20 protein-coding genes and 1 pseudogene are annotated in these 22,417 nt (G+C 68.9%); 17 read left to right on the top strand and 4 right to left on the bottom strand.

The window, feature by feature from the left end; all coding sequences use genetic code 11:
• Nucleotides 1–187: 187 nt before the first annotated feature.
• Genes EAD89_RS11760 through EAD89_RS11750 form a run of 3 tightly spaced genes read left to right on the top strand, consistent with a single transcriptional unit; the run spans nucleotide 188 to nucleotide 1,787 of the window.
• Nucleotides 188–784 (top strand): sulfite oxidase-like oxidoreductase, encoded by a 597-nt coding sequence (locus tag EAD89_RS11760; protein WP_121655199.1) that lies wholly within the window; start codon nucleotides 188–190, stop codon nucleotides 782–784.
• Complete coding sequence (locus EAD89_RS11755) at nucleotides 754–1,494, top strand: ferredoxin reductase (RefSeq protein ID WP_121675712.1); 741 nt, start codon at nucleotides 754–756, stop codon at nucleotides 1,492–1,494. Before EAD89_RS11760 ends, EAD89_RS11755 begins: the two co-directional genes overlap by 31 nt.
• The gene (locus EAD89_RS11750) at nucleotides 1,491–1,787 is read left to right on the top strand and encodes a DUF6510 family protein (protein WP_233578532.1); all 297 of its coding nucleotides are present in this window, start codon (nucleotides 1,491–1,493) and stop codon (nucleotides 1,785–1,787) included. The genes EAD89_RS11755 and EAD89_RS11750 overlap by 4 nt, the downstream gene beginning before the upstream one ends.
• A 386-nt stretch (nucleotides 1,788–2,173) precedes the next feature.
• On the opposite strand, the gene EAD89_RS11745 is transcribed toward EAD89_RS11750, so the two are convergent.
• Complete coding sequence (locus tag EAD89_RS11745; RefSeq protein WP_121675711.1) at nucleotides 2,174–3,091, bottom strand: NADP-dependent oxidoreductase; 918 nt, start codon at nucleotides 3,089–3,091, stop codon at nucleotides 2,174–2,176.
• Nucleotides 3,092–3,954: 863 nt separating this feature from the next.
• Between EAD89_RS11745 and msrB the strand changes: the two genes are divergently transcribed.
• From msrB to EAD89_RS11705, 8 genes are all read left to right on the top strand, one after another.
• The gene (gene msrB / locus EAD89_RS11740; protein ID WP_121655126.1) at nucleotides 3,955–4,434 is read left to right on the top strand and encodes a peptide-methionine (R)-S-oxide reductase MsrB; all 480 of its coding nucleotides are present in this window, start codon (nucleotides 3,955–3,957) and stop codon (nucleotides 4,432–4,434) included.
• A 9-nt stretch (nucleotides 4,435–4,443) separates the two neighbouring features.
• Nucleotides 4,444–4,950 (top strand): peptide-methionine (S)-S-oxide reductase MsrA, encoded by a 507-nt coding sequence (gene msrA / locus EAD89_RS11735; RefSeq protein ID WP_121655127.1) that lies wholly within the window; start codon nucleotides 4,444–4,446, stop codon nucleotides 4,948–4,950.
• Nucleotides 4,951–5,201: 251 nt separating this feature from the next.
• Nucleotides 5,202–5,684 carry a carboxymuconolactone decarboxylase family protein gene (locus EAD89_RS11730; RefSeq protein ID WP_199733483.1) on the top strand — a complete coding sequence of 161 codons (483 nt, stop codon included), beginning with the start codon at nucleotides 5,202–5,204 and terminating at the stop codon, nucleotides 5,682–5,684.
• Nucleotides 5,685–6,130: 446 nt separating this feature from the next.
• Nucleotides 6,131–7,036 (top strand): ferritin-like domain-containing protein, encoded by a 906-nt coding sequence (locus EAD89_RS11725; RefSeq protein WP_121675709.1) that lies wholly within the window; start codon nucleotides 6,131–6,133, stop codon nucleotides 7,034–7,036.
• A 799-nt stretch (nucleotides 7,037–7,835) separates the two neighbouring features.
• Nucleotides 7,836–8,570 carry an alpha/beta hydrolase gene (locus EAD89_RS11720; RefSeq protein WP_121675708.1) on the top strand — a complete coding sequence of 245 codons (735 nt, stop codon included), beginning with the start codon at nucleotides 7,836–7,838 and terminating at the stop codon, nucleotides 8,568–8,570.
• A gap of 278 nt (nucleotides 8,571–8,848) precedes the next feature.
• On the top strand, nucleotides 8,849–8,980 hold the full coding sequence (locus EAD89_RS11715) for an SMR family transporter (protein ID WP_199733482.1): 132 nt from the start codon (nucleotides 8,849–8,851) through the stop codon (nucleotides 8,978–8,980).
• 103 nt (nucleotides 8,981–9,083) lie between these two features.
• A complete protein-coding gene (locus EAD89_RS11710; RefSeq protein WP_368666357.1) occupies nucleotides 9,084–10,877 on the top strand; it encodes a hypothetical protein in 1,794 nt (597 codons plus the stop codon).
• A gap of 35 nt (nucleotides 10,878–10,912) precedes the next feature.
• Complete coding sequence (locus EAD89_RS11705) at nucleotides 10,913–11,977, top strand: glycosyltransferase family 2 protein (protein WP_121655133.1); 1,065 nt, start codon at nucleotides 10,913–10,915, stop codon at nucleotides 11,975–11,977.
• Nucleotides 11,978–12,007: 30 nt separating this feature from the next.
• Here EAD89_RS11705 and EAD89_RS11700 read toward each other — a convergent pair whose 3' ends face one another.
• Both EAD89_RS11700 and EAD89_RS11695 read right to left on the bottom strand, forming a co-directional pair.
• The gene (locus tag EAD89_RS11700) at nucleotides 12,008–13,855 is read right to left on the bottom strand and encodes a hypothetical protein (protein WP_121675706.1); all 1,848 of its coding nucleotides are present in this window, start codon (nucleotides 13,853–13,855) and stop codon (nucleotides 12,008–12,010) included.
• 199 nt (nucleotides 13,856–14,054) lie between these two features.
• Nucleotides 14,055–15,293: a DUF418 domain-containing protein gene (locus EAD89_RS11695; RefSeq protein ID WP_233578528.1), complete on the bottom strand. Its 1,239-nt coding sequence runs from the start codon at nucleotides 15,291–15,293 to the stop codon at nucleotides 14,055–14,057.
• A gap of 137 nt (nucleotides 15,294–15,430) precedes the next feature.
• Between EAD89_RS11695 and EAD89_RS11690 the strand changes: the two genes are divergently transcribed.
• Nucleotides 15,431–16,045, top strand: coding sequence for a TetR/AcrR family transcriptional regulator (locus tag EAD89_RS11690; protein ID WP_121675705.1), 615 nt, complete (start codon nucleotides 15,431–15,433; stop codon nucleotides 16,043–16,045).
• A gap of 117 nt (nucleotides 16,046–16,162) precedes the next feature.
• On the opposite strand, the gene EAD89_RS11685 is transcribed toward EAD89_RS11690, so the two are convergent.
• Nucleotides 16,163–17,626 (bottom strand): hypothetical protein, encoded by a 1,464-nt coding sequence (locus tag EAD89_RS11685; protein ID WP_233578518.1) that lies wholly within the window; start codon nucleotides 17,624–17,626, stop codon nucleotides 16,163–16,165.
• 583 nt (nucleotides 17,627–18,209) lie between these two features.
• Here EAD89_RS11685 and EAD89_RS11680 point away from each other — a divergent pair.
• The 5 genes and pseudogenes from EAD89_RS11680 to EAD89_RS11655 form a co-directional block, all read left to right on the top strand.
• Nucleotides 18,210–18,599: a hypothetical protein gene (locus tag EAD89_RS11680; RefSeq protein WP_147458793.1), complete on the top strand. Its 390-nt coding sequence runs from the start codon at nucleotides 18,210–18,212 to the stop codon at nucleotides 18,597–18,599.
• Nucleotides 18,600–19,518: 919 nt separating this feature from the next.
• Entirely contained in the window at nucleotides 19,519–19,677 is a 159-nt protein-coding gene (locus EAD89_RS30450; RefSeq protein ID WP_158610732.1) for a hypothetical protein, read from the top strand.
• Between the two features lie 274 nt (nucleotides 19,678–19,951).
• Nucleotides 19,952–20,686 (top strand): alpha/beta hydrolase, encoded by a 735-nt coding sequence (locus EAD89_RS11665; protein ID WP_121675701.1) that lies wholly within the window; start codon nucleotides 19,952–19,954, stop codon nucleotides 20,684–20,686.
• A 378-nt stretch (nucleotides 20,687–21,064) separates the two neighbouring features.
• Nucleotides 21,065–21,760, top strand: a complete 696-nt coding sequence (locus tag EAD89_RS11660) for an ABC transporter ATP-binding protein (protein ID WP_121675700.1) — start codon at nucleotides 21,065–21,067, stop codon at nucleotides 21,758–21,760.
• 192 nt (nucleotides 21,761–21,952) lie between these two features.
• Nucleotides 21,953–22,417: pseudogene (locus EAD89_RS11655) on the top strand (ABC transporter permease); the annotation flags it as partial.

Raw genomic sequence — 22,417 nt, 5'->3', positions numbered from 1 at the left:
AGCCTATTCTGGACGTCATGGTCCAGTCAATATACTCCGGACTGCGGGCGACTACGGTCCCAACGGGTGAAATCTCATTACCGGGGCACTCGCAGACGATGACGTCACGGGCGGGGTGGATCACCGGCCGAGCGGAAGCACGGGCAGCAACGGGATCGCGGCCGCCTGGCCACATGGGGAGGGACGCATGGCATTGATCACACGCGGTTTCGGGGGCCGCAGACGCGACGACACGGACCTCCCGCCCGGCCAGTACCGCACGGACGACTTTCCGGTGCTGTCGGCGGGACCGACACCGCGCATCGGCCTCGACCGGTGGGAGCTCGCCGTCGTCACCGAGACCGGCGAGCGGAGCACGTGGTCATGGGCGGAGTTCACCGCCCTTCCTGCCGAAGAACCGACCGTGGACATCCATTGCGTGACGCACTGGTCGAAGTTCGGCACGCGCTGGCGAGGCGTCTCGGTGGACACGCTGCTGGCCGACGTCGAGACGACGGCCGAGTACGTCGTCGCCCACTCCTACGGCGGCTACACCACGAACCTGCCGCTCGAGGACCTTCTCGACGGCCAGGCCTGGGTGGCGTACGAGTTCGACGGTGAGCCGCTGGTTCCGGTGCACGGCGGGCCAGCGCGTCTCCTCGTTCCTCACCTGTACTTCTGGAAGAGCGCGAAGTGGCTGCGCGCTCTGGAACTGCGCCTCGACGACGAGCCTGGGTTCTGGGAGACGGCCGGCTATCACAACTACGGGGACCCATGGCGCGAGCAGCGATACCTGTCAGACTGACCTGGCAGCCGGCGACCGTCGCCGCCACCCGCGCGGAGACTGCGACGGCGCGGACCCTGGTCCTCGACGTCGACGGCTGGACAGGTCACGTGCCAGGCCAGCACGTCGACGTCCGGTTGACGGCTCCCGACGGCTACACGGCGTACCGCAGCTACTCGATCGCATCCGCCCCGGGGCCCGACCGGCTCGAGGTGACCGTCCAGGCGGTGCCCGACGGTGAGGTCTCGCCGTACCTCGTCGACGTTGCAGAACCGGGTGACCAGCTCGAGATCCGTGGGCCGCTCGGCGGCTGGTTCGTACGCCGACCCGCCGATCCGCGCCCGGCGCTGCTGATCGGCGGCGGGTCCGGCGTGGCACCGCTGATGTCGATGGTGCGCGCGGCGACGAATCCCACCAGGCTGCTCTACTCGACGCGATCCCCTTCCGATGCGCTGTTCACGGCGGATCTTGCCGCTGCACAAACCGCAGGCGATGGGCGCATCGCCGTCACACACGTCTATACCAGGGTCGCGCCTCCTGGTTCGCCGGCTCCACCCCGACGACTGGACGCGGACGCCCTCGCTCGCGTCGCCTGGCCCCGCGATGCCGACGCTGTGGCGTTCGTCTGCGGACCCACCGGCTTCGTCGAGACCGTTGCCGACCTCCTCGTCGACATCGGCCACGATCCCACGAACATCCGCACTGAACGTTTCGGACCCACCGGAGGATGAGCATGCCGACCAACGTCGGAGCCGACGACGCACCCTGGGTGGACGGCAACGCCCTCGCCGGGCCGCTCGGCGAGATCATGGGGACCGACCTCACCGTTGCCGAGCTCACCTGCGCCGGGTGCCGGACGACCCGTCCGCTGGCCGCGATGCGCGTGTTCGACCGAGCGCCCGGCCTCGTCGCCCGGTGTCCCGGCTGCGAGGACGTCGTTATGCGCGTGGTGCGCACGGCCGGTCGTGTCCTGGTCGACCTGCGTGGGTCGCTCGTCCTCAGCCTGCCGGTGCCGACTGCCTGAGCGCTGAGAATCCGCTCAATCGTGACGCATCCGGACATGCCCACGTCTCCGACATCGGTCACCCAACAGTCCGGGGCGGGATAGTCCTGCCGCTTCATCCGACCTGACTGGGCACTCCCAGGTCGCTGACCAGACGCGAGATTCTAGGTGGGCGCCGGCGACGAGTACCGCGATGCACTCGGCAAGCTCGTCGACGTCAGGCTGGAGCCGCGCCAGTTGGCCGGGGCGGGGCAAGGAGTGCTGGTGGTCTCCGGCGGGCGGGGGCTGCGGACGCGTACCGGCACGTCCGCAGCTCAACCGCCGTTACGTTCCGAGGGTCAATCGCGGCTGACCATGATTCGACCCCGGGTTGACGCTGATCCACAAGGAGGGCTGCCTCCCACTCCTTACGGACGAACGCGGATGACCGTCTTCCCGGTGATCCGCTCGGTCGAATTGAAAGCGGCGACGGCGTCGTCGAGGGTCGCGGCCCTGCCGATGTTCGTCCGCAGTCGTCCGTCCCGCACCCGTCGGACGACCTCACCCAGGTGAGCGCGGTCGGGCTCGACGACGAAGTCGACCGCCAGGCCGTCGGCGGGCCGCGCCTCCGGCGGGCCGACGACGGATACCAGCGTTCCTCCGGCTCGAATCAGGCCTGCGGACCGCTTCCCGATGTCTCCGCCGATGACATCGAACACCAGCTCGACTCCGCCGACGTCTTCGAGGACATCATTCTCGAGGTCAACGAACTCCTGCGCGCCGAAGTCGAGCGCCGTCTGACGGTCGGCAGCGCGCCCGGTGCCGATGACGTAGGCGCCGAACTCGCGTGCGAGCTGCGTCACCATCGAACCGACTGCGCCGGCCGCGCCGTGCACGAGGACGCTCTGACCCGCCCGAAGGCGGCCGTGCTCGAACAGTCCCTGCCACGCGGTCAGGCCCGAGATCGGCAGGCTCGCGCCCACCGTGAAGTCGACGTCGCCGGGAAGCGGCGCGAGGTTACGCGCCTCGACGGCCACATACTCCGCCAGGGTGCCGTCGCGGGTCCAGTCCGTGAGGCCGAACACCCGCTGCCCCACCGACAGACCCGTGGTGCCATAGCCGAGAGCGGTGACCACCCCGGCCAGCTCGTGCCCGGGGATCGACGGCGTCCGGTCACGACCGAGGCGATCGGTCCAGGTCGAGGGCCACGCCAACTCAGTCGGGACGAATCCCGACGCATGGACCTGAACAACGACGTCGTTCAGCGCCGCGTCCGGCTCGGGCCGCTCCATTAGCGTCATCCCGGCCATTCCCGCGGCCTCGTCCGTCACTACGATCGCCTTCATCCGGCGCCTCCCTGTATCCAGTCCTCGTTTGCACGGGCACGAGGTGCACGTTTCGTTTCACCAGCATCAGCGGCGTCAGGCCTCGGTGTCTCACCACGTTGATCGGTAGCGGTTGTGGCGCGAGAGTGTCGAGGAACGAGCGCGACAGCGAAGTCGTCGGTGATGCGGCGCCGGGGTCGAGGCTCCGCCAGCGCGACCCCGGCGTTACGTTTCGAGAGTCAGTTGCGGCCGGCCACGGTGCCGCCGTCGACCTCGACGATGGCGCCGGTCATCCAGCTCGACTTCACCGACAGCAGGGATGACACCGCTTCGCGATCTCCTCCGGACGGCGGGCCCCGACCTTGTCCTGGTCGCGGCCCGTGATCACGGCGGTGCCGCCCCCCGCGACGACCTGGTGGGCCGTGGCGAGACCCATGCCGCTTCCGCCGCCGACGACCACGACCTTACGGCCCCCGAAACCCTCACTCACGACAGTTGGCCCCTTCCCCACCCAATCGCGGTGTGTGTTGGCCGCACCCGGCGCCCCGAGAGTGACACGACGTCCGTGAACTCGACGCCGGTAGGCACGTCGGACAGTTCGTCGCCAGCGGAGGCACCCCGTCGGCCGCCCCGAACCTAGTCGCGGTAGAACTGGTCGGTCAAGTCCACTCTTGGGATCACGCCGGTGCTACTGTGGCGGCGACATCTCCGAGGCCACCCGCCACAGCGACGCCACCTAGCCGCGAACTTTCAATAGTCATCCCGGACTTGATGGTCCAAGGAAGCTGAGGGCCGCGGGAATACAGCCGGCCCGCAGGGTGTCTCTACAGGTGCGTTTCGCCTCGTTCCCCAGTTCCACGCCGAAAGGCCGGGAAGGGAGAGCTGTGCCCCAGCAGACCCACTACCACAAGAACCCGGACGCCGTTTCGCAGCTTGACCCGGAGCAGTACCGCGTGACCCAGGAGAACGGCACCGAGCGGCCGTTCGCCAACGCGTACTGGGACAACCACGAGCCCGGCATCTACGTCGACGTCGTGTCCGGCGAGCCGCTGTTCGCATCGGTCGACAAGTACGACAGCAACTCCGGCTGGCCGAGCTTCACGAAGCCGATCGCCAAGACGAACGTCGTCGAGAGCAAAGACTCCAGCCACGGGATGATCCGGACTGAGGCCCGCTCGCTGCACGGGGACAGCCACCTCGGCCACGTCTTCAACGACGGTCCCCGCGACAAGGGTGGACTGCGCTACTGCATCAACTCCGCGTCGTTGCGGTTCATCCACCTCGACGACCTCGCGAACGCGGGGTACGGCGAATACCGCACCCTGTTCACGAGTGGCAGCAACACTGACACCGACGACAAGTAAGGAGACGATGTGACCACCGAAAAGGCGATCCTCGCCGGCGGCTGCTTCTGGGGCATGGAGGAGCTCTTCCGCCACCAGCCCGGCGTCGTGTCCACGCGCGTCGGCTACAGCGGCGGCGACGTCCCGAACGCCACCTACCGCAACCACGGCACCCACGCGGAGTCCATCGAGGTCGTATACGACACCGAGAAGACCGACTTCCGCGCGCTGCTCGAGTTCTTCTTCCAGGTCCACGACCCCTCGACGAAGAACCGCCAGGGCAACGACATCGGCATCAGCTACCGCTCGGCGATCTTCTACACCAACGACGAGCAGAAGCGGGTCGCCGAGGACACCATCGCCGACGTCGACGCCTCAGGCCTGTGGCCCGGCAAGGTCGTTACCGAGGTCACCCCGGCAGGCGACTTCTGGGAAGCTGAGCCCGAGCACCAGAACTACCTGCAGACCTACCCCAACGGTTACACCTGCCACTTCCCCCGCCCCGGGTGGAAGCTCCCGAAGCGGGCGACGGCCTGACACCTCCGGCGCGCGGATCCCGGGTCCGCGCGCCGGCACGGGGCCGAGGCGTGGACGAGGAGTCAGCCGGATGGGTGCAGGCTCTTGATTCCAGATGCCGGGGCATGCCCGTCACCGGGCTTGCGCACCTGAGGACGCGATACGCGACCTACGCCAGCTATCAAGGCTGCTGGGACTCGCGGATGCGGCTGTCCAGCTACGTGGACATCCCCACACCGGTGTTGTCGTTGTGACCTCCAGGAGGTCATCACTTGGATACCAAGATCCAGAACGTCCGACTGAACGCCACGTCAAACGAGCAACTCATGGCTCTGGCAAACGCCGGGGCCGCAGCTTTCGGCCATACCGCCACACTCCAGGTGGAACCGGCACTGGCCCAGCTTCTGCGGTTACGCGTCGCACAGATCAACAATTGCAGCTACTGCCTTCTGGTGCACCACGCCGCTGCCCGTACCGCCGACATCCCGCCATCCAAGATCGAGACCCTCACCGCGTGGTGGGAGACGCACCTGTTCACCGAGGAGGAGCGAGCCGCGCTGGCCTACGCCGAGGCGTTGACCCGAGCCGCCGACGCCACCGTCAACAACCGGTTCCAGGAGGCACACGACAGGATGACCACGCACTTCACGCAGGACGAGATCCTGGAGATCGTGGGCGTTGTGATCAACATGAACGTCTGGACGCGACTCAAGCTCGCCGAAGGTGCCATGCCCACGACCGCGCCTCCCGTGTGAGTTGATACCCGGCCCTGTCGTCGCAAGAGACGTGCAGCCGTCCGTTCTGCCTGCTGCCGACCTCGAACTCGGCCTGCCCCCCGAACTGGCAACTGTCGCGCGGATTCCGCCGCACCGTGCTGCCGGGAGCTACCGCGGCGACCCCTCGCCAAACACGCCCTGCTCGACCTTGAAAGCGCCGTATGACCAACGCACCTCCGCGGTCACCGGCACCCACGGTCAGCCGGACCCCCGAGGAGCCGGCGTACCTTGGCGACTGCGCGCGCCGCGCACCGGTGCACGGTCCACCGCGCGCAGCGTAGTCGAAGTTTGATTCATCCCGTACCGCCTTTCGGCAAACAATTCCTGAGGTTCGTCTGCGCAACCTAACGTGAGTGTCATCCCTTCCACTCAGGTCGGCCGGCGCGGACAGCCAGGGGACCTGGATGCATCAAAACGGAGGCGGCATGGACAACTGGTTCATCACAGAGGCAGTGTCACGCAGTGCAGAATCCGAAACGGATCGGCGGAGGCTGGCGGCCTTGGTAGATCCAGGGGTGTGCAAAGCCGACCCGGCGGGTGGTGGCTCGCCGAGCGACGCGGCTATCCTCAACTTCGCCCTCAACCTCGAATATCTCGAAGCTGAGTTCTATCTTCGTGCGACGACGGGATCCGGGCTGCCTGACGACATGACTACCGGCGCCGGGGTGCGCGGCGAGGTGTCCGGCGGAGGATCAGTCAACTTCAGCAGCAACTTCGTGCAGAGATTCGCGAAGGAAATTGCGTCCGACGAGATGCAGCATGTGGCTTTCTTGCGATCCGCGCTCGGCAATGCGGCTGTTGCCCGTCCCGCGATTTCGCTGGACACGAGCTTCACTGCGGCGGCGACTGCCGCTGGGCTGATCAAGCAAGGCGAAAGCTTCGATCCGTACGCGAACGATCTCAACTTCCTCTTTGCGGCGTTCCTCTTCGAAGACGTCGGAGTTTCGGCCTTCAAAGGATCCGCGTCACTGTTGTCGAACAAAACGTACCTTGATGCGGCAGCCGGTCTGCTGGCCACCGAGGCATATCACGCGGGCGTTGTCCGATCCGCGCTCTACAGCGCCGGACTGGCCGAAGACACAGTATTTGACTCGGTAAAAAAGATCTCCGACGCGCGTAACAGTCTTGATGGTCCGGCCGATGACGATCAGGGTGTCGGCACGGCGGCGGACCCGAATTTCATCCCCACGGATGAAAACGGGATGTGCTACGGCCGATCGGCCCAGTCCATCTTGAACATCGTGTACTTGAGCCCGACCTCGGCGGCTTCGGGTGGCTTCTACCCAGCCGGCATGAACGGCGAAATCGCGGTGAGCGCCGGAGCAGCGTGAGGGTTCACGTCGCCCGAACTGGTCCCTTGAGCAAGTCCACGCAGAAACGCTTGTGGTGGTCGCCGCCTTGACAGCTCGGGAAGACGCCCGGCTTGCGGGACAACCGGTCGTGGTCCGACCGCCGCAGCGCCGTCGTGGAAAGATCCCCGCGTGCGGGGACGACGCCTTCAGGCCCCTCTGCGCATACGCATAGCCCGGAAGACCCTCCGTGTGTGCGGGGACGACGCCCGGGTCGGCCGATACAGGTCCGAAAGGCCCCCGCGCGTGCGGAGGTCTTCCGATGTAGCTGTTGCTGCCGCGGATGCTGGCCCCGCCCTCCCTGCAAGCGGGGTCTTCCCTACGTAAGCCCGGCCGCGGGCGTTCGCCTGGCGTCGTCCCCGCACGCGCGGGCAGCTTCTTGTCGGACACATCGTCAACCACCGCCCCGCCACACCTCGCGCCGAGCACGACCAGGCCGCGCATCATCCGCAACGCCAACCGCGCCGCCCCGACACGCACGCAAAACCAATAGCCGCCCGGCAGGTGCAGCTAATGCTGGTCAGCAGCCGTCAACGCCTGGACCTGCTTGGTCTCGACCGCGCCGGTCGACTGCGGCCTGTCCGTGGCATCCGGCCACGGAGCCTGCGCAGAAATCGTTTGGCGGATCACGGCGGCCGCTGCTAGTTTTCCGGAGGCCGTGCGAGAGACCGAGGAGGTGGTACCCGTGAACGTTTCGACATGGGTGCTCCCCTCTGGGGTCACGGTCGGGCGATAGGTCGTCCGGGAGCGCCGTTCACGAGCACTCCCGAAGGGCACGACCATGCGATTCACTTCTGAACGGCGCCTCGATGACAGCGTCCTCGAACGGGAATTCACCCTCGGCGAGATCCCCGGCATCCTGTGGACGCCCGCGTCCGCATCCACACCGGTCCCGCTGATCCTGTTCGGCCACCCCCCGCTCGGACTGCACAAGATGTACCCCCGCCTGGTGGCGCGGGCCCGGCACGCCGTGGCGGAGGGCTTCGCTGCGGCCACCATCGAGCTCCCCGGGAGCGGTGACCGGCCCCGTTGGGCCGCCGCCGAGCAGGCCCGCGCCGACCTCCGCCGGGCGATGGAGGCCGGCGAGCCGGTCACCGCCGAGATCATCGACGCCCTCATCCTCCCGCTCGTCGACAAGGCGGTCCCGGAAGCGCAGGCCGCCCTGGACGCCCTCCTGTCGCTGCCCGAGATCGGCGGCCCGGTCGGGTACTCGGGGGGAGTGATCTCCGTCGGCATCCGGCTCGCGGTGGTCGAGCCGCGCATTGTGGCCGCCGGCTTCTTCGCCGGGAGTTTCGTGCCTCGCATCATGTTCGAGGAGGCCCGACAGGTCACCATTCCGCTGCATGTCCTGCTGCAGTGGGATGACGAAGGAAACGACCGGCAGGCGGCGCTGGACCTGTTCGACGCCTTCGGCTCCAAGGAGAAATCGCTGCACGCCAACATGGGCGGACACACCGGTGTCCCGCAGTTCGCAGGGGAGGACGCGGCCGGGTTCTTCGCCCGGCATCTGCGCTAGCCGCAGGCCGGGGCCCCGCCGCCAGACCAGCAAGCGGTAGGCGGCGCCGGCCAGCACGCCGCTCATCGAGGGCAGGCCCCGGCCCTCCTCGATGGCGGTGGCCAGTAGATGCACAACCGCCCCGATCGCGGCGGTACCGGCCATAGGCGGTACCGGCCGGTCGGGGCGGAGGTGTGCTCGCGGGCCAATGGGGCTCGGCGTCGCAGTGCGAATCGGGCCGCTTGGAGACGGCGGGATACCCGGGTCTGGGGCGGGAACGGGTTCGGCCAGCGCGGGCGATGCAGGACCTGCCGGCCGGTACCGCCTACGCCGTGTTCACCGGCATCGGCACGAGCGGCGCGATCTCGCTCGGAATCGTCCTGCACAGGGACCCGGTCAGCATTCCGGCCGCTCCACCGCGCTGGCAATGATCACCGGCGGCATCATGCTCGCCTGGATCACCAGTTCCGACCGATCACTCGGCGAGTCCACACTTCGGGTCGACCGTCGACAACACGATCAGCATCGAGGATCATGCATATCGTGTCTACCCGAGCCGCCGACGGCCCGCCGGTCGCCGCGAGCGACGACCACAGCCCGGCCCCCACCCCGACCCGTGACCGCTGGGCCCGGTGGCGCTGGCTACGCCACGAATGGACCGGCGTCATGGTCGGTGGCGTGCTGCTCGCGGTGGCGCTGACCTGGCCCACGATGCGGCACCCGGCCAGCACGGTGCCCGGCGACCTCGGCGACCCGACGTTGCAGGCGTGGCAGATCGCCTGGTCGGGCCACGCGCTGGTGAGCCAGCCCCTCGACCTCTGGCACTCGAACACCTTCTACCCGGAGAGGTACACGTTCGCCTACAGCGACACCCTCCTCGGATACGCCCCGATGGGCGCGCTCGGCTCGGGCTTCGAGGCCGCACTGGTCCACTACAACATCATGTACGTGCTGGCACACGCGTTGGCGTTCGTCGGGGCGTACGCGTTGGTTCGCCAGCTCGGGGCGGGCCGGTGGGGCGGCGCGGTCGCCGGGCTCGCGTGGGCGTTCGCGCCGTGGCGGTTGGCGCACGCGGGTCACCTGAACATCCTGTCCAGCGGTGGGATCGCGTTGTCCCTGGCGATGCTGGCGCGCGGGCACGGCTGGTCGTTGCGGCACGGGTACCGGCCGGAGCGACGCCGACCTGGGTGGGCGTTGGCCGGTTGGGTCGTCGCCGCCTGGCAGGTCAGCCTGGGCTTCGGCATCGGGCTGCCACTGGTCTACTTCCTGCTCGCCGCGGTGCTGGTGGCCGCCGGCTGCTACGGCTGGTCGTGGTGGCGGCAGCGGACGAGAGTCCCGTTCGGCCGCCGGTTACTGCTGGCCGATCTGGCCGGGGGGCTCGTCTTCGGCGCGGTGACGCTGCTCCTGGGGCTGCTCTACCTGCGGGTCGTCGACCTCAATCCGCAGGCCGTGCGGTCGCTGGACTGGACGGAGATGTTCTCGCCGCCGCCGATCGGCTTCATCACCGCGCCGGCGGACTCCTGGTTGTGGGGTGAGCGGCACGCGGCGGCCCGGGCACAGCTGTCCTGGCCCCCGGAGATGGCGTTGCTGCCCGGGATGGCCCTGATCGGGATGGCCATGGCGGGGCTGTTCGTCTCGGTGTATCCGGTCCGGCACCGGGTCGCGTTGGCGCTGGGCGTCCTCGGGACGGTGCTGCTGGGCCTCGGCGTCACGCTGGGCGGCGATGGTGACCCCGGCTACCTCACGCTGTCGCGGCACCTGCCCGGCTGGGACGCGCTGCGGACGCCGGGCCGGATGATGCACTGGACCAGCCTGCTGCTGGCGGTGCTGGCGGCCGGGCTGGTGACGGCGATCGCCGAGTCGGGGCAACGCTCCCCCACCCGGAGGCGCACGCGGTTGCTGACGCCGGCGCTTCTCCTGATACCGCTGGTCCTGGTCGGGCTGGAGGGGGTCAACCGGACGCCGCACCTGGTGGTGCCGCGGCCACCGGCCGCGATGCGGGTGGCGCAGGAGCCCGTCCTGCTGCTGCCGATCGGCGGCACGAACGACCTGCACTACATGCTGTGGACGACCGACGGGTTTCCCCGGGTGGCGAACGGGCTCGCCGGCTTCGAGCCCGCCACCCTGGCGCAGACCCGGACGACGGCGGCCACCTTCCCCGATCCCGGCAGCGTCGCCTACCTGCGCGGAATCGGCGTCCGGTCGGTCGTGGTCCTGCCCGACCGGGCCGTGGGGACGCCGTGGGAGGGCATCGCGGCCCGGCCGGTCGACGGACTGGGCATCACGCGGGAGGAGCTCGACGGTGCGCTGGTCTACGACCTCGGGTGACGGCTCTCCCGATACGGGCCGGGCGGGGTGACGACGTGCGGCTGTCGGTAGTGGTCCCCTGCTTCAACGAGGAAGCGTCGGTGGAAGGGCTGCACCGGGCGGTGACCGCCGCGCTGGCCGAGCTGTCCGACGTCGATGTCGAGGTGGTCTACGTCGACGACGGGAGCGCGGACGGCACCCTCGTGGCGCTTCGCCGGCTGGCCGCCGGCGACCCGTCGGTGCGGTACACGTCGCTGAGCCGGAACTTCGGCAAGGAGGCGGCGATGCTGGCCGGCCTGGAGCGCGCCACCGGGGACGCCGTGGTCATTATGGACGCCGACCTGCAGCACCCGCCGCGGCTGCTGCCCGACATGGTGGCGTTGTACCGCCAGGGTTTCGACCAGGTGATCGCCCGCCGAGACCGGCATGGCGACCGGTTCCTGCGGATGCTCGCCTCGCGATCCTTCTACCGGGTGGTCAACTGGTGGATCGACGTACGGCTGCTGGACGGCGCGGGTGACTTCCGGCTGCTGTCCCGGCTCGCGGTGGACGCCGTGCTCGCCATGCCCGAGTACAACCGGTTCTCCAAGGGACTGTTCTCCTGGATCGGGTTCCGGACGGTCGTGGTCGCGCACCGCAACGAGACACGTCGGGCCGGTCGAAGCCGGTGGACGTTCGGCAAGCTCTTCAACTACGCCTTCGACGGTCTCCTGTCGTTCAACAACCGGCCGCTGCGACTGGCCATCTACGGCGGCCTGTTCCTCACCCTGATCGCGCTGGGATACATGATCTGGGTGGTCGCCGACGCCGTCGAGAAGGGCATCGACGTGCCCGGCTACACCACCATCATCGTCAGCGTGATCGGTCTCGGCGGGATCCAGATGATGATCCTCGGCGTCGTCGGGGAATACATCGGCCGGATCTACTACGAGACCAAACGCCGCCCGCACTACCTGGTCCAGGAGACGGAGGACCTGCTGACGGAGAGCGGGCAGGCCCCGCGCGTGCCGGCCCGGCCGGTGGACCCCGTCCGGCAGCGGATGCCCGCCCGGGAGGAGCCCTCCCGGCACGACCGCCTGCGTCGCGCCGCCGACCGGTCCGTGCGCGGCGACGCGCCGTAGCCGCCGGGCCGGCCCGAGCCGTCGTCAGTCCTACGCTCGGTGCGGTGGCCACTGGAAGCCGAGCTGTTCCGCGGCTTCCCGGCTACCGCCGGCCAGCCGGTCCTGCCTGCGCGGGTCGCGGTCACAGAGTTCTTTGACGATGTCGTCGGCGACGGTCGCCGGCTCGCCCGCGGGAACGTCGAGAACGGCCACGAACTGGAGCCACGGTTCGGCGCCGCCGGTCTGACGCCGCGGGAAGAGGTACGACACGTGGATGCGTCCGCGGTCATTCGGACGGGCTTCCATCCAGCCGGGGTGGCAGTCCCATCTGCCCAGCAGTTCGGGTTCGTCGCTCAGTCGCCCACGCACGAGGCGGGCCACGGTCCGCTCGTGCCACTCCCAGGTGCGGTCGGATTCGGCGCGGGCGATCTCGGCGTCGTACTGAGCCGCGTCGAACGTGAACACCGGCACGGTGAGGTCAGAGTCGTCCGGGTTCCGCCAGTCGCGCCACACGACTTCGTCGCCGCGTCGCTGGATGGTGACGTAGAGAGCGCCGCAGCAGCCCTCGGTGCACCCCGCTTCGGCCAACCGCACCTCGTGTGGCTCGACGTCGGCGTGGAGCCGATGGGCGGGACCGAGAAGGTACTCGGGCGGCTCGGCCGGTCCGAGGGTGAACGTCTCCACGACGATGGGCCGATCGTCGATGAATATTCTCGTCTCCACGGCACCGGCATACTCCGGGTCAGCTACTGCGACCCGGATCGACATTCGGCTGGTAGCACCGCCCATGGTGAGTCCTATCGGTTGTGGCGGCCGGTACGTCGTTCGAGCCCAGACAGCCCAGTGCGCTCGGTGACAGGCCTTGGGATCGGCAGATCGTTGAGCAGTTTCCAGGACGTCAGCCCAGGCCGGCTGAGCAAGGAGCCGATCGAGCCCCGATCTCACCCGGTCCAGATCCTGGCGCTGCCACCTGAGGGTCGCCGCCTGGCCGATGGCGAGGTCCGACAGCAGTCCAACGATCAACGCGTACCGGTCGAGCGTCGCGGTCATGACCGGGGCTGCGTACGCGAAGCGAGTGATCGCGGTGCGCGCGTCGCGGTACGCGCGGAGCTCGGCGTTCCCTGCGGCCCGCTGGGTCATCGCCAGGAGCACCCGCCCAACCTGCTCGACAACATCCTCGTTGACGTCGTCAGCCGCCACCCGGTCGGCGATATTGACGGTCTCGGCGATCGGGCGAGCGGCTGTCACCGACCGGCCGTCGAGTCTGATGCCGTGCTCGAGCAGCCAGTCGAACGTCGCCGGCTCCGCGAGGGCGCACAGAGCTGCGACCGCCTGCGCGTGCCGCCACCGGTCCGAGCGCTCGGCCAGCCAGACCAGATCACCCGCGGCGCCGGGAACATCGCGCAGAACCCGGATGGCCAGCTCACCAAAAGGACTGCTCAGCAGCCCGAGGAGGCGAACCGGGCCGGCATCGTGAGGCTCGGCGACGCCAGTCAGCAGCGCCAGTCCGACACTCACCGTGCCACGCTGTCGACCACCGTAGGCGAGTTCCCGGCCCACCTGTCGCCGCCATCGCGGATCGACGTCAGCGACCGCCTCCAGAAGTGGGACAACCACGCGGTGATCGACGCGCATTGACGCCAACGCCTCAGTCAAGCGTTTCCCAGCAGCGGCGGGTGAAGGTACAGCCTGGTGAACCGACGTCACCAGGTCGATGAGAAGCCGCTTACGGTCGCGGTACGACGCGCCGATCGATGAGGCGCTTGCGACGTGGTCGGGGTCCGGGTACGGCCGGCCGCCACTGGGGAGCGGGCCGTCGGGATGGGCGGCGTGCGCGGCGGTGGCGTGATTGAGGATCGTCGGCAGACCGAGCGCCTCGCGCTCGTCGACGTCGCTCACCAGGTCGGGCGGAACTCGATTCTGATCGTCATGTCGCACACCCTGTCACGGGTGCCAGATCCTCGGCAAGCCGAGGTCTTGCGGCAGACCGACGGACTGAACGAATCGACGGCATGGAGCATGCGCCGAATAGACGACGGTCGGGGCAGGACGGTGGCGCCGGTCCGTCGACCGGCGCCACCGCTGCTCTGCTCCAGGGTCAGCGCCGCCAGGCCGGCCGCTCGGCGTTGGTGACCGCCCGCAGCAGCCATTCGACCGGCCCGTACCGGTGGCCGCGCAGCCAGTACGCGCTCACCGCCAGTTGGGCGGCGAAAATGCCGGCCGCGATGGCCAGTACGCCCAGCGGGGCGATCCGACCGACCAGGCCGAATCCGACACCGGTGAAGAGCAGCACACAGACCAGGGACTGGCCAAGGTAGTTGGTCAGCGCCATCCGCCCGCCCGGGGCGAGCGCCGCGGCCACCCGCCGGCCGGCTCCGGTGTGAAAGAGCTGGAGCATGCTGGCCGCGTATGCGGCGGCCAGGGCGGGGCCGGTGGCGGTGGTGAGGGCGAGCCCTTCGACGGTGGCGATACCGCCCAGCCCGACAACTGTCATCGCACCAGCCAGGCCGATCGGGTAGCCGATCAACTGGAGCAGCCGCAGGCCGCGGCGGTATGACGATACGTCGGCGAGGATCCGGCGGCGTCCGGCGGCCAGCCCGAGCAGGAACATGGCGAAGGCGACCGGTGCTTGGAGGACGATCGTCCCGGCCACCATCGTCGGCAGGGTGCGCAGGTGCTCGGCGATCACCGACGAGGGACCGCCCGCCAGCGCCTCGGTGGTCTGCTGTCCGGCGGTCAGGGCCGCCGCCTGGTCGACCGAGGAGACGCTGGCCAGCGCCAGAGAGGCGAAGAACAGCACCACCAGCCCGATCAGGACGCCGGCCAGGATGAGCGCGGTGCGCGGCCGGATCCGCTGTACGGCGAGCAGCACCAGCCCGAGCACCGCGTACGTGCTGAGGATGTCGCCCTGGAAGAGCAGCAGTGCGTGGATGCCGCCGAGGACGAAGAGCCCGGCGAGCCGGCGCAGGAAGCGGGGGCGGAACGCGGCGCCGTGCCGGTTGGCCGAGTCGAGTTGCAGGGTGAAGCTGTAGCCGAACAGGAACGAGAACAGCAGGTAGAACTTCATCTCGAAGAGCAACGCCACCGCGGTGTGCACGCCGTGGTCCAGGCCGCTGTCGTAGGCCGGATCGAGTACCCGGTGGAACGCGAACCCCGAGGCGAAGTACCACACGTTCACCACGAGGATGCCGAGCAGCGCGAAGCCGCGCAGCGCGTCGACGTCCAGGATTCGCCGCACGTCACGCCCCGGACCGGAGCGCTCGCGCTCGCCGGGCCGGGGCTGTCGGTCCGTTTCCCGCTGATCGTTGCTCGCTGCGGCGTTTCGCATCTTCGTCATCGCTCTACCTCCAGTGACCCGTGCTCCCTGTGGTTCCGAAGTGGACCGACCGTAACAACCACTTGCACGCTTGTGCAATACGTTTGTGCAACACGCTTGTCTGAGCCACCCGTGCAACAAGCTGGTAGACTGCTCGCATGGGCAACAGGGAAGACCTGCTCGACGGGGCCAAGCAGTGTCTGCTGGAGAAGGGTTACGCAAGGACCACCGCCCGCGACATCGCGGCGGCGGCTGGCGTGAGCACCGCAGCGATCGGATACCACTACGGGTCGCGCGAGGCGTTGCTGAACACGGCGATGTTCCAGGCCCTGGAGGAGTGGGGCACCCAGGTGGGCCAACTCATCGCTGAGCGGGTGGCGACGGTGACCGACCCCGCGGAACGGTATGAACGCGAGTGGGAGGGCGTGATCACGTCCTTCGTGACTCACCGACCATTGTGGATCGCCACCATCGAGGCGTTCCTGCAGTCGGAGCACAACCCCCAGCTACGCGAGCAGCTTGCCGCCGGTCAGCGGGAGGGCCTGCGCAGCCTTACGGCCGGGCTGACCGGCCGAGCGGTCGATGAGGTGTCCGAGCATGACGTTCGCACCGTCGGGGCGGTACAGACCGCTCTGATCTCCGGGTTGATGTTCCAGTGGGTCAGCGACCCCGACCACGCCCCGGCGAGCGCCGAGGTGATCGCAGGACTCCGCGCGCTCGCCCAGCTCGCCACCCGCCGCCGAGATCCGGCGGGTTCGACCTCATCGGGCTGAGCCGCACCCGGCCGCTCTGACTCATCCTTTGACGGTGGGCCGACCTCAACACATCTGAAAGGTCTCACGGGCGACGACGGCGCGCGGATCGCCGCGCCCTCCCGGCCAGTGGCGTCGTCACTCGCCGGGGCGGCCACTCGTCAGCCAATCAGCGAGCTGCCGACCGGTCTCCTCTCCGAGCGCAGCCGCCGCTCGCGCCGCCAGCGTGACCAGTTCGGCGTGTTCCGTCGCGGTGACCTGCAACTCCGGCCGAGGAGCAGATCGCCAGGCGGTGAACGCAGCATCGCGGGTGATCCGGGTGGCATCGGCCTTGCCCCGCTCGGCCAGGCGTGGGTCCACGTCGGCGGCCAGGATCAGGGCCGCCCGCAGCTCGATGCCGACGCCACGGCCACGCAGGAGCTTGTAGCCGGCCCGACGCAACTCCGCACGGCCATCCCGGAGCAGGTCCCACGGCAGGGCCGGTGGCAGAGCGCCGGCGACCGGGCGCAGCGCCAGGGTCACCTCCCGCACCACCGCCGGCGACGGGTCTCGTACCAACGCCACCAGCTCCCCCGCCACGACTGCGTCCAGCAGCCGCAGACCCCGTACCGCCTGGGCACGTACCCTCGGCCGCTCGTGGCCGAGCAGCCGAAGCAGCAACGGGCCGTCCGCCACGGAGCCGGTCTCGGCGAGTCCGGCGATCGCCCCGACAGCCGGCTCGTCGGTGTCGACGCCTCTCCGGTAGTGCTCCCGCGCGTCCGTACCGAGGCGGCGGGCCGCGTCTCGGGCCACGGCCCGCACCAACGGCGCGCCGTCATCCAGGTACCGGACGACGTCGGCGTCCTGGCCCACCCGCACCAGCCCGGTCAACGCCACCACCCGTACCTCGGCCCGAGTCGACCGCGCCAGCCGGCGTAGGACATCGTGGCGGCGAGTCCAGACCGCGTCACGGCACGCCGCCTCCGCCGCCCGCGCCCGCACTCGCACATCCGGATCCGACTCGGCGAGGGTCACGAGTTCCGGCACACGCAGCCGACCCTGCGCCAGCACGACGTCGAAGACGAACCGCCGCTCCCGACGATCACCCGAGCCGAACAGGCCGCGCCACGACTGCTCCGTCGCAGCCAACACCGCTGCCCGCACCTGGATGACCGCGAAGCCAGCGCGCAGACGCGCCTCAAGGCGCAGCGCCATCGGCAGAACGGCGGGCAGGTAGAGAGCAGCGCCGTCGGCGAGCGACACCGCGAGCCCGGCCCGCGCCCGATCCCGCACCGGCCCGACCCAATCAGCGGTACGCACCACCAGGAACGGCATCACCTCCGCGTACGGGCGGGCAACCATCGCCGCGACCGCACGCTCCCGGATCCGCCCGTCACCGTGCATGCTCGCGAGCGCCGTCGCCACCGGCCCCGACGACGCACCCGAGAACCGTCCCGCGACCCGCCGCCACGCGGGCTCCCGGTACTGGTCGTACCACGGTGCCGACCGCGCGTGCTCGTCGAGTCGAACCACCAACCGCGGTACGCCGGCCACCAGCCCCAATGCCGACCGCGCCAGCACCTCATCGCCTACGGCATCGACCTTGAGCAGCGCGTCGACCAAACGGTCAACCGCGTCCCATTGGCCTGCTCCGGCGTTTCCGACAGCAACTCGCACCGCCCCAAGCAGCCGGTCCTGCCCGACCATCGAGGGCGGGAGGACCTGACCGTCGCGTCTGCCCCAGATCACCCCGACATCCTGCCCTGCCAGCCAACCCCATCGAACTGCATTTCCGGGCCAGTCAGTCCCACCCAGCCGTGGACCTGCCAACCTCGAACATCCACTACGGATGCGTCGGCGTGTTCTGGGAGTTCGGCGAGACGACGCTGCAGGACGGGGCATCGCAGGTGGGCATCGATGACCCGGCAGGACGTCGCCCTCGCCAGGCGCAGCGGCGATCGGATGCGTGCGGCGTCCTCGCTGCACGCCGTCTCCGACGTCCTCACCCCACGGCGACCGGGCGCCGCCGACGCCATGAGGGACGCGATTGGCCTGCTCGAACCGCTCGGCGACCGCCGCCTGCCGGAAATGCAGGACATCCTCGCCGGGCTGGAGCAGAACGATCCAACACAAATCCAACATCTGTCAGGCACGCTCTTGTCCCTGATCGGCGCCGCCGGTCACCCCACACGAACAGGAGCGTCACATGCGCACGAGTCCCCGAGCCCCTCGAATCACCGCACGGCGACGGGTGGCGGCTGGCGTCGCGGCCGCGGTGCTGGGCCTGTCGACGTCGCTGGTCACCGCGACCGCGGCGCAGGCAGCCCCAGCCAACTGCCAGAACGGCCAGATCGTCGGGCTCTACGCCAACTGGCCGAACAGCGCCATGTCCTGGTTGTCCGTGTGCGCCGGCACCTTCACCGTCAACAAGAGCGGCGACCTCTTCGAGTCGAACAACTGGTCCGGCTGGTTCCAGGTCGGAAGCCGGAAGACACTGTTCTGCGACAACCAGTCGCTGTGGGTCACCGGCACGCCCGGCCAGAACGCCGTGGTCAGCAAGGTCTACGTCAGCGTGACGCGCATGCCCGGTTGCTGAGGTCGCCACGAGGGACCGCGGTGGGGTGAGCCCGAGGAGGACCCCCACCGCGATGGCTCACGTCTACAAGCCGGGCAGATCTCGAGAAGATGCCGAACGGCCTCGCCGCGATCGCCCGGGCGCGGACTCGTTCGCCCAGAGGACGTGTCGGCGTGACCGCTGACCACGACCGCCTTGCACGCTCAGCTCTGCCGTCAAGCAAGCTCCAGGCGTCGAGGCTCATGCTCAATCATCCTCGCACGGTCAGTTTGGACGGTGCCTGGCCGACCACAGTCGCCGATCAGCTCGACGAGGTGAGCTGGCGTGAGACTGGTCGCGAAGGACGGAGCGGCGCGGTCCGAGGCCGTGCCGCTACCCCTGCTGACCCGCGTTGACCGATAGATCGGGCACGGGTCGGCATGCCGGCAGTTCGTCCGAGTCCCTTCATCGACTGATGCCTCTACCCTCCAGGTATGGCCGGGATTCGCCTCGCGTGGCTCGCTCTGCCTCTGCTGGTCGTCCTTGTGTTGGTCGTCGTCGTGGCACTACGGCGTCGGCGCAGGGCGTCGTCCCTGGCGGACAGCAGGAAAATGGAACTGGTTACCGCGCGGAAGGCGATCCGCCAGAGCGCTCGCGAGAGCCGTCGGCGTCGCCGTGGCAGTCTTCGTGGTAGGGGCGGTGGTGGTGACGCGGGTCAGGCTCTCAGCGCTGGCGTGACGAGTGAATCCGGCGGCACCCCATAGTCTGCTTGCTCGTCTGTGCGCCTGCTGCGGGTGCGACCAGCCACCCGGCACCCGGCACCCGGCACCCGGCACCCGGCACCCGAGACTGTATGGCGTGCGACCGGAAGCGTTCGTGGCGGCAGCTCGCAACCAGCGGGGAGGTCCACGACCGCTTCACCGGGCAGACAAGGAGGGTCCGCTCCGACCAGCTGACCCCGTTGGTCGATCTGAGCATCGTCAACGAGTTGGACGTCATCGCTCAGATGCCGTCGCTGCTCGATATGCACCAGGCTTATTTCCGCGAACTGTTTGCCGTTTGGGCGCCCGTCACGTCTTCGGCCGTCCGCAGCGAGGCGGGACGCGTCCTCGGGCGGTAGCTGCTACTGCTTCAGCTGCCCGCGTTGCCGCTCGACAGCTGAGCTGACTCGTCCTACCACGCCCGATTGGGCCACCCGGACAAGATCGTTCAACCGCCGGGCCAGCACTACGAATGACGGACCAGCTAGATAAGCAGTTAAGACACGCGAGGCATCCCCGACGGTTACGGTCAGCAAAGAAGGGCCCCCGCGTCACTCAGTGGAGCCCGGAGCGAAGCCAGCTCCTTCCACAGCGGCTGGGCTGAGGATGACACCCGTCGATGAGGGAGAGAAGATGACCACCGCCGCTTCCCGTACCGGCACACCGACGGTCGTTCTCGTGCACGGCGCCTTCGCCGACAGCTCCAGTTGGAGCGGGGTCGTGGCCCGCCTTTTAGCCACAGGAATCGCGGTGAAGGCGGTGTCCAATCCGCTGCGTGGGATCACGGAGGACGCCGCATACGTCGCGAGCCAACTACAGCAGATCGAGGGGCCGGTACTCGCCGTGGGCCACTCCTACGGCGGGGCCGTCATCACCAATGCCGCCTCGCGCGCTGACAACGTCGTCGGTCTTGTCTACGTCGCCGCCTTCGCGCCCGACGAGGGCGAGAGCCTGATGGATGTCGAAGGCAACTCAAAGGACAGCGTCTTGACCGCGGTGCTGCTGCCGGTGCAGTACCCGACCACGTCGGGCACCGAGACTGAGTTCTACATCGACCCGGCGAAGTTTCACGACGCGTTCGCCGCCGATGTCGCCGAAAAGGACGCCGCGGTCATGGCGGCAACCCAGCGCTCTGCCTCCTCGCTGGCATTCTCCACACCCACGTCGGACCCCGCCTGGAAGAAGCTGCCCTCCTGGGCCATCGTCGCCACCGGGGACAAGGCCGCTGGCAGCGATGTCCTGCTCCAGATGGCCCAACGCGCCGGCGCCACGATCACCGAGATCGACGCCTCCCACGTCGTCATGGTCACCCAAGCCCAAGCAGTCACCGACGTCATCATGCAGGCCCTCGACGGCCTCTCCCGCTGAATGGAACGCGCCCGACGACGGGCAGTGAAGCAGCGTTCCACGACGTTGCGCTTCTTGTAGATCACCTTGTCGAAGGCCGGTGGCCCAGGCAGCCACGGAACCGGAGGCAAATGCACTACGGGTGCAAATCCCACTCGGCGGGAGCAGCTGTGGGACCTGGCGAGACGGCGCAGGTGCGCGAGCCCGGGGTGGACGAACAGCATCGACACGGTCCGGGATACGGTTCAAACTCCACGCCGCTGATGGTTGATTGATTGACGCTCACTCATGTAGCTTCTCGTGTCATGCCGAGCAGTACGGGGGCTGGGCAATGAGCGAGCTTCTCGTGCATTCTCCATTTCGGCGCGATTTCGCAGCGTTGACGACGCCCGGTGCCCGATGAACGCCGGCGGCCAGCGCACCGACACCCGGGGCACGCCCGTTCGGGTGACCGATCTGGTTAAGCGGTTCCGCTCGGGTGACGAAACGATCGTCGGCGTGGACCGGATCACCCTCGACGTGCCGGCGGGCGCCACCGTCGCGGTGACCGGCCGGAGTGGTTCGGGCAAGTCCACCCTGCTGCACCTGATCGGCGCGATCGAACGCGCCGACGAGGGCCGCATCGAGGTCGACGACGTGGAGGTGACCCGCCTGTCGGGCAGGCGGCTCGCCAAGTACCGCAACGGCATCGGTTTCGTCTTCCAGCGCTTCCACCTGCTGCCCGCGCTCTCCGCGCTGGACAACGTTCTCGCCCCCCTGGTGCCGACCCGGCCCGGGTTCGACGAGGTGGAAAGGGCCCGGAACCTGCTGGCCGAGGTGGGGCTGGCCGGCCGGGAACGCGCCATGCCCGGGCAGCTCTCCGGCGGCCAGCAGCAGCGCGTCGCCATCGCGCGGGCCCTGGTCGGTCGGCCCCGGCTGCTGCTGGCCGACGAACCGACCGGCAACCTGGACTCCGCCACGGGCGCCGGAATCATCGACCTGCTCTGGCGGCTCCGTGACGAGCACGGCATGACCCTGCTCATGGCGACCCACGAGGCGTCGCTGGCGGACCGCTGTGACCGGACCGTCGGGATTCACGACGGACGGATTGTCTAGCGCCGACGTACTGGCGCGCAAACGGGGGTGAGGCCATCAGGAACCGACAGCGTCACGAATTCGTACGGCACTCACGACAGGTCGATCGGAGGGAGTGGAAACGGTACGAATGCTCGAAGCGGCAGCGGACCGGATGCTCAGCATGTCCGTTCCGAAGCTGACGGCACAGCCAGAGCGGAGAAGCCCCCACCCATGTTGCGGATGGTCTGGTCACAACTGCGGCACACGCCCGGCCGGAGCCTGGCGGTGTTCGCCGCCGTGTTGGTTGCGACCACCGGGTTCACCGTGCTCACCGGCGTCGCCTCCACCTCCCGGCTGGTCGCCCGCGGTTCCATCGACGGTCAGTTCCGGCCGTCGTACGACATCCTGGTCCACCCGTCAGTGCCCGACGCGGGCCTGCTGCCCCAGCACCGGCCCACAGCGGCCTACGGCGGCGTCACCATGGACCAGTGGCGGCGGATCGAACGCATCCCCGGCGTCGAGGTGGCCGCTCCGCTGGCCATCCTGGGCCTCGCCGACATCCGACCGGACCTGCGGGTTGACGTGACCGACCAGATCGACCGGACGGCCGACCGGCAGATCATCGAGATCGCCCCCCGCATCAGCGCGGACCGTGGGCTGAGCACCCTCGCCGCCGCCCCCACCTACGTGTACGTG

The sequence above is a fragment of the Micromonospora sp. BL4 genome, assembly GCF_003667505.1.
Taxonomy (GTDB): domain Bacteria; phylum Actinomycetota; class Actinomycetes; order Mycobacteriales; family Micromonosporaceae; genus Micromonospora.
This window is presented reverse-complemented; position numbering and strand designations above follow the sequence as displayed.

Bases quoted from the DNA above. Each gene is read 5' to 3' on its own strand.
- EAD89_RS11760 (WP_121655199.1), top strand. From the start codon at position 188: ATGGCATTGATCACACGCGGTTTCGGGGGCCGCAGACGCGACGACACG.
- EAD89_RS11755 (WP_121675712.1), top strand. From the start codon at position 754: ATGGCGCGAGCAGCGATACCTGTCAGACTGACCTGGCAGCCGGCGACC.
- EAD89_RS11750 (WP_233578532.1), top strand. From the start codon at position 1,491: ATGAGCATGCCGACCAACGTCGGAGCCGACGACGCACCCTGGGTGGAC.
- EAD89_RS11745 (WP_121675711.1), bottom strand. From the start codon at position 3,091: ATGAAGGCGATCGTAGTGACGGACGAGGCCGCGGGAATGGCCGGGATG.
- EAD89_RS11725 (WP_121675709.1), top strand. From the start codon at position 6,131: ATGGACAACTGGTTCATCACAGAGGCAGTGTCACGCAGTGCAGAATCC.
- EAD89_RS11720 (WP_121675708.1), top strand. From the start codon at position 7,836: ATGCGATTCACTTCTGAACGGCGCCTCGATGACAGCGTCCTCGAACGG.
- EAD89_RS11715 (WP_199733482.1), top strand. From the start codon at position 8,849: ATGCAGGACCTGCCGGCCGGTACCGCCTACGCCGTGTTCACCGGCATC.
- EAD89_RS11710 (WP_368666357.1), top strand. From the start codon at position 9,084: ATGCATATCGTGTCTACCCGAGCCGCCGACGGCCCGCCGGTCGCCGCG.
- EAD89_RS11695 (WP_233578528.1), bottom strand. From the start codon at position 15,293: ATGACGAAGATGCGAAACGCCGCAGCGAGCAACGATCAGCGGGAAACG.
- EAD89_RS11690 (WP_121675705.1), top strand. From the start codon at position 15,431: ATGGGCAACAGGGAAGACCTGCTCGACGGGGCCAAGCAGTGTCTGCTG.
- EAD89_RS11680 (WP_147458793.1), top strand. From the start codon at position 18,210: ATGCGCACGAGTCCCCGAGCCCCTCGAATCACCGCACGGCGACGGGTG.
- EAD89_RS11665 (WP_121675701.1), top strand. From the start codon at position 19,952: ATGACCACCGCCGCTTCCCGTACCGGCACACCGACGGTCGTTCTCGTG.
- EAD89_RS11660 (WP_121675700.1), top strand. From the start codon at position 21,065: ATGAACGCCGGCGGCCAGCGCACCGACACCCGGGGCACGCCCGTTCGG.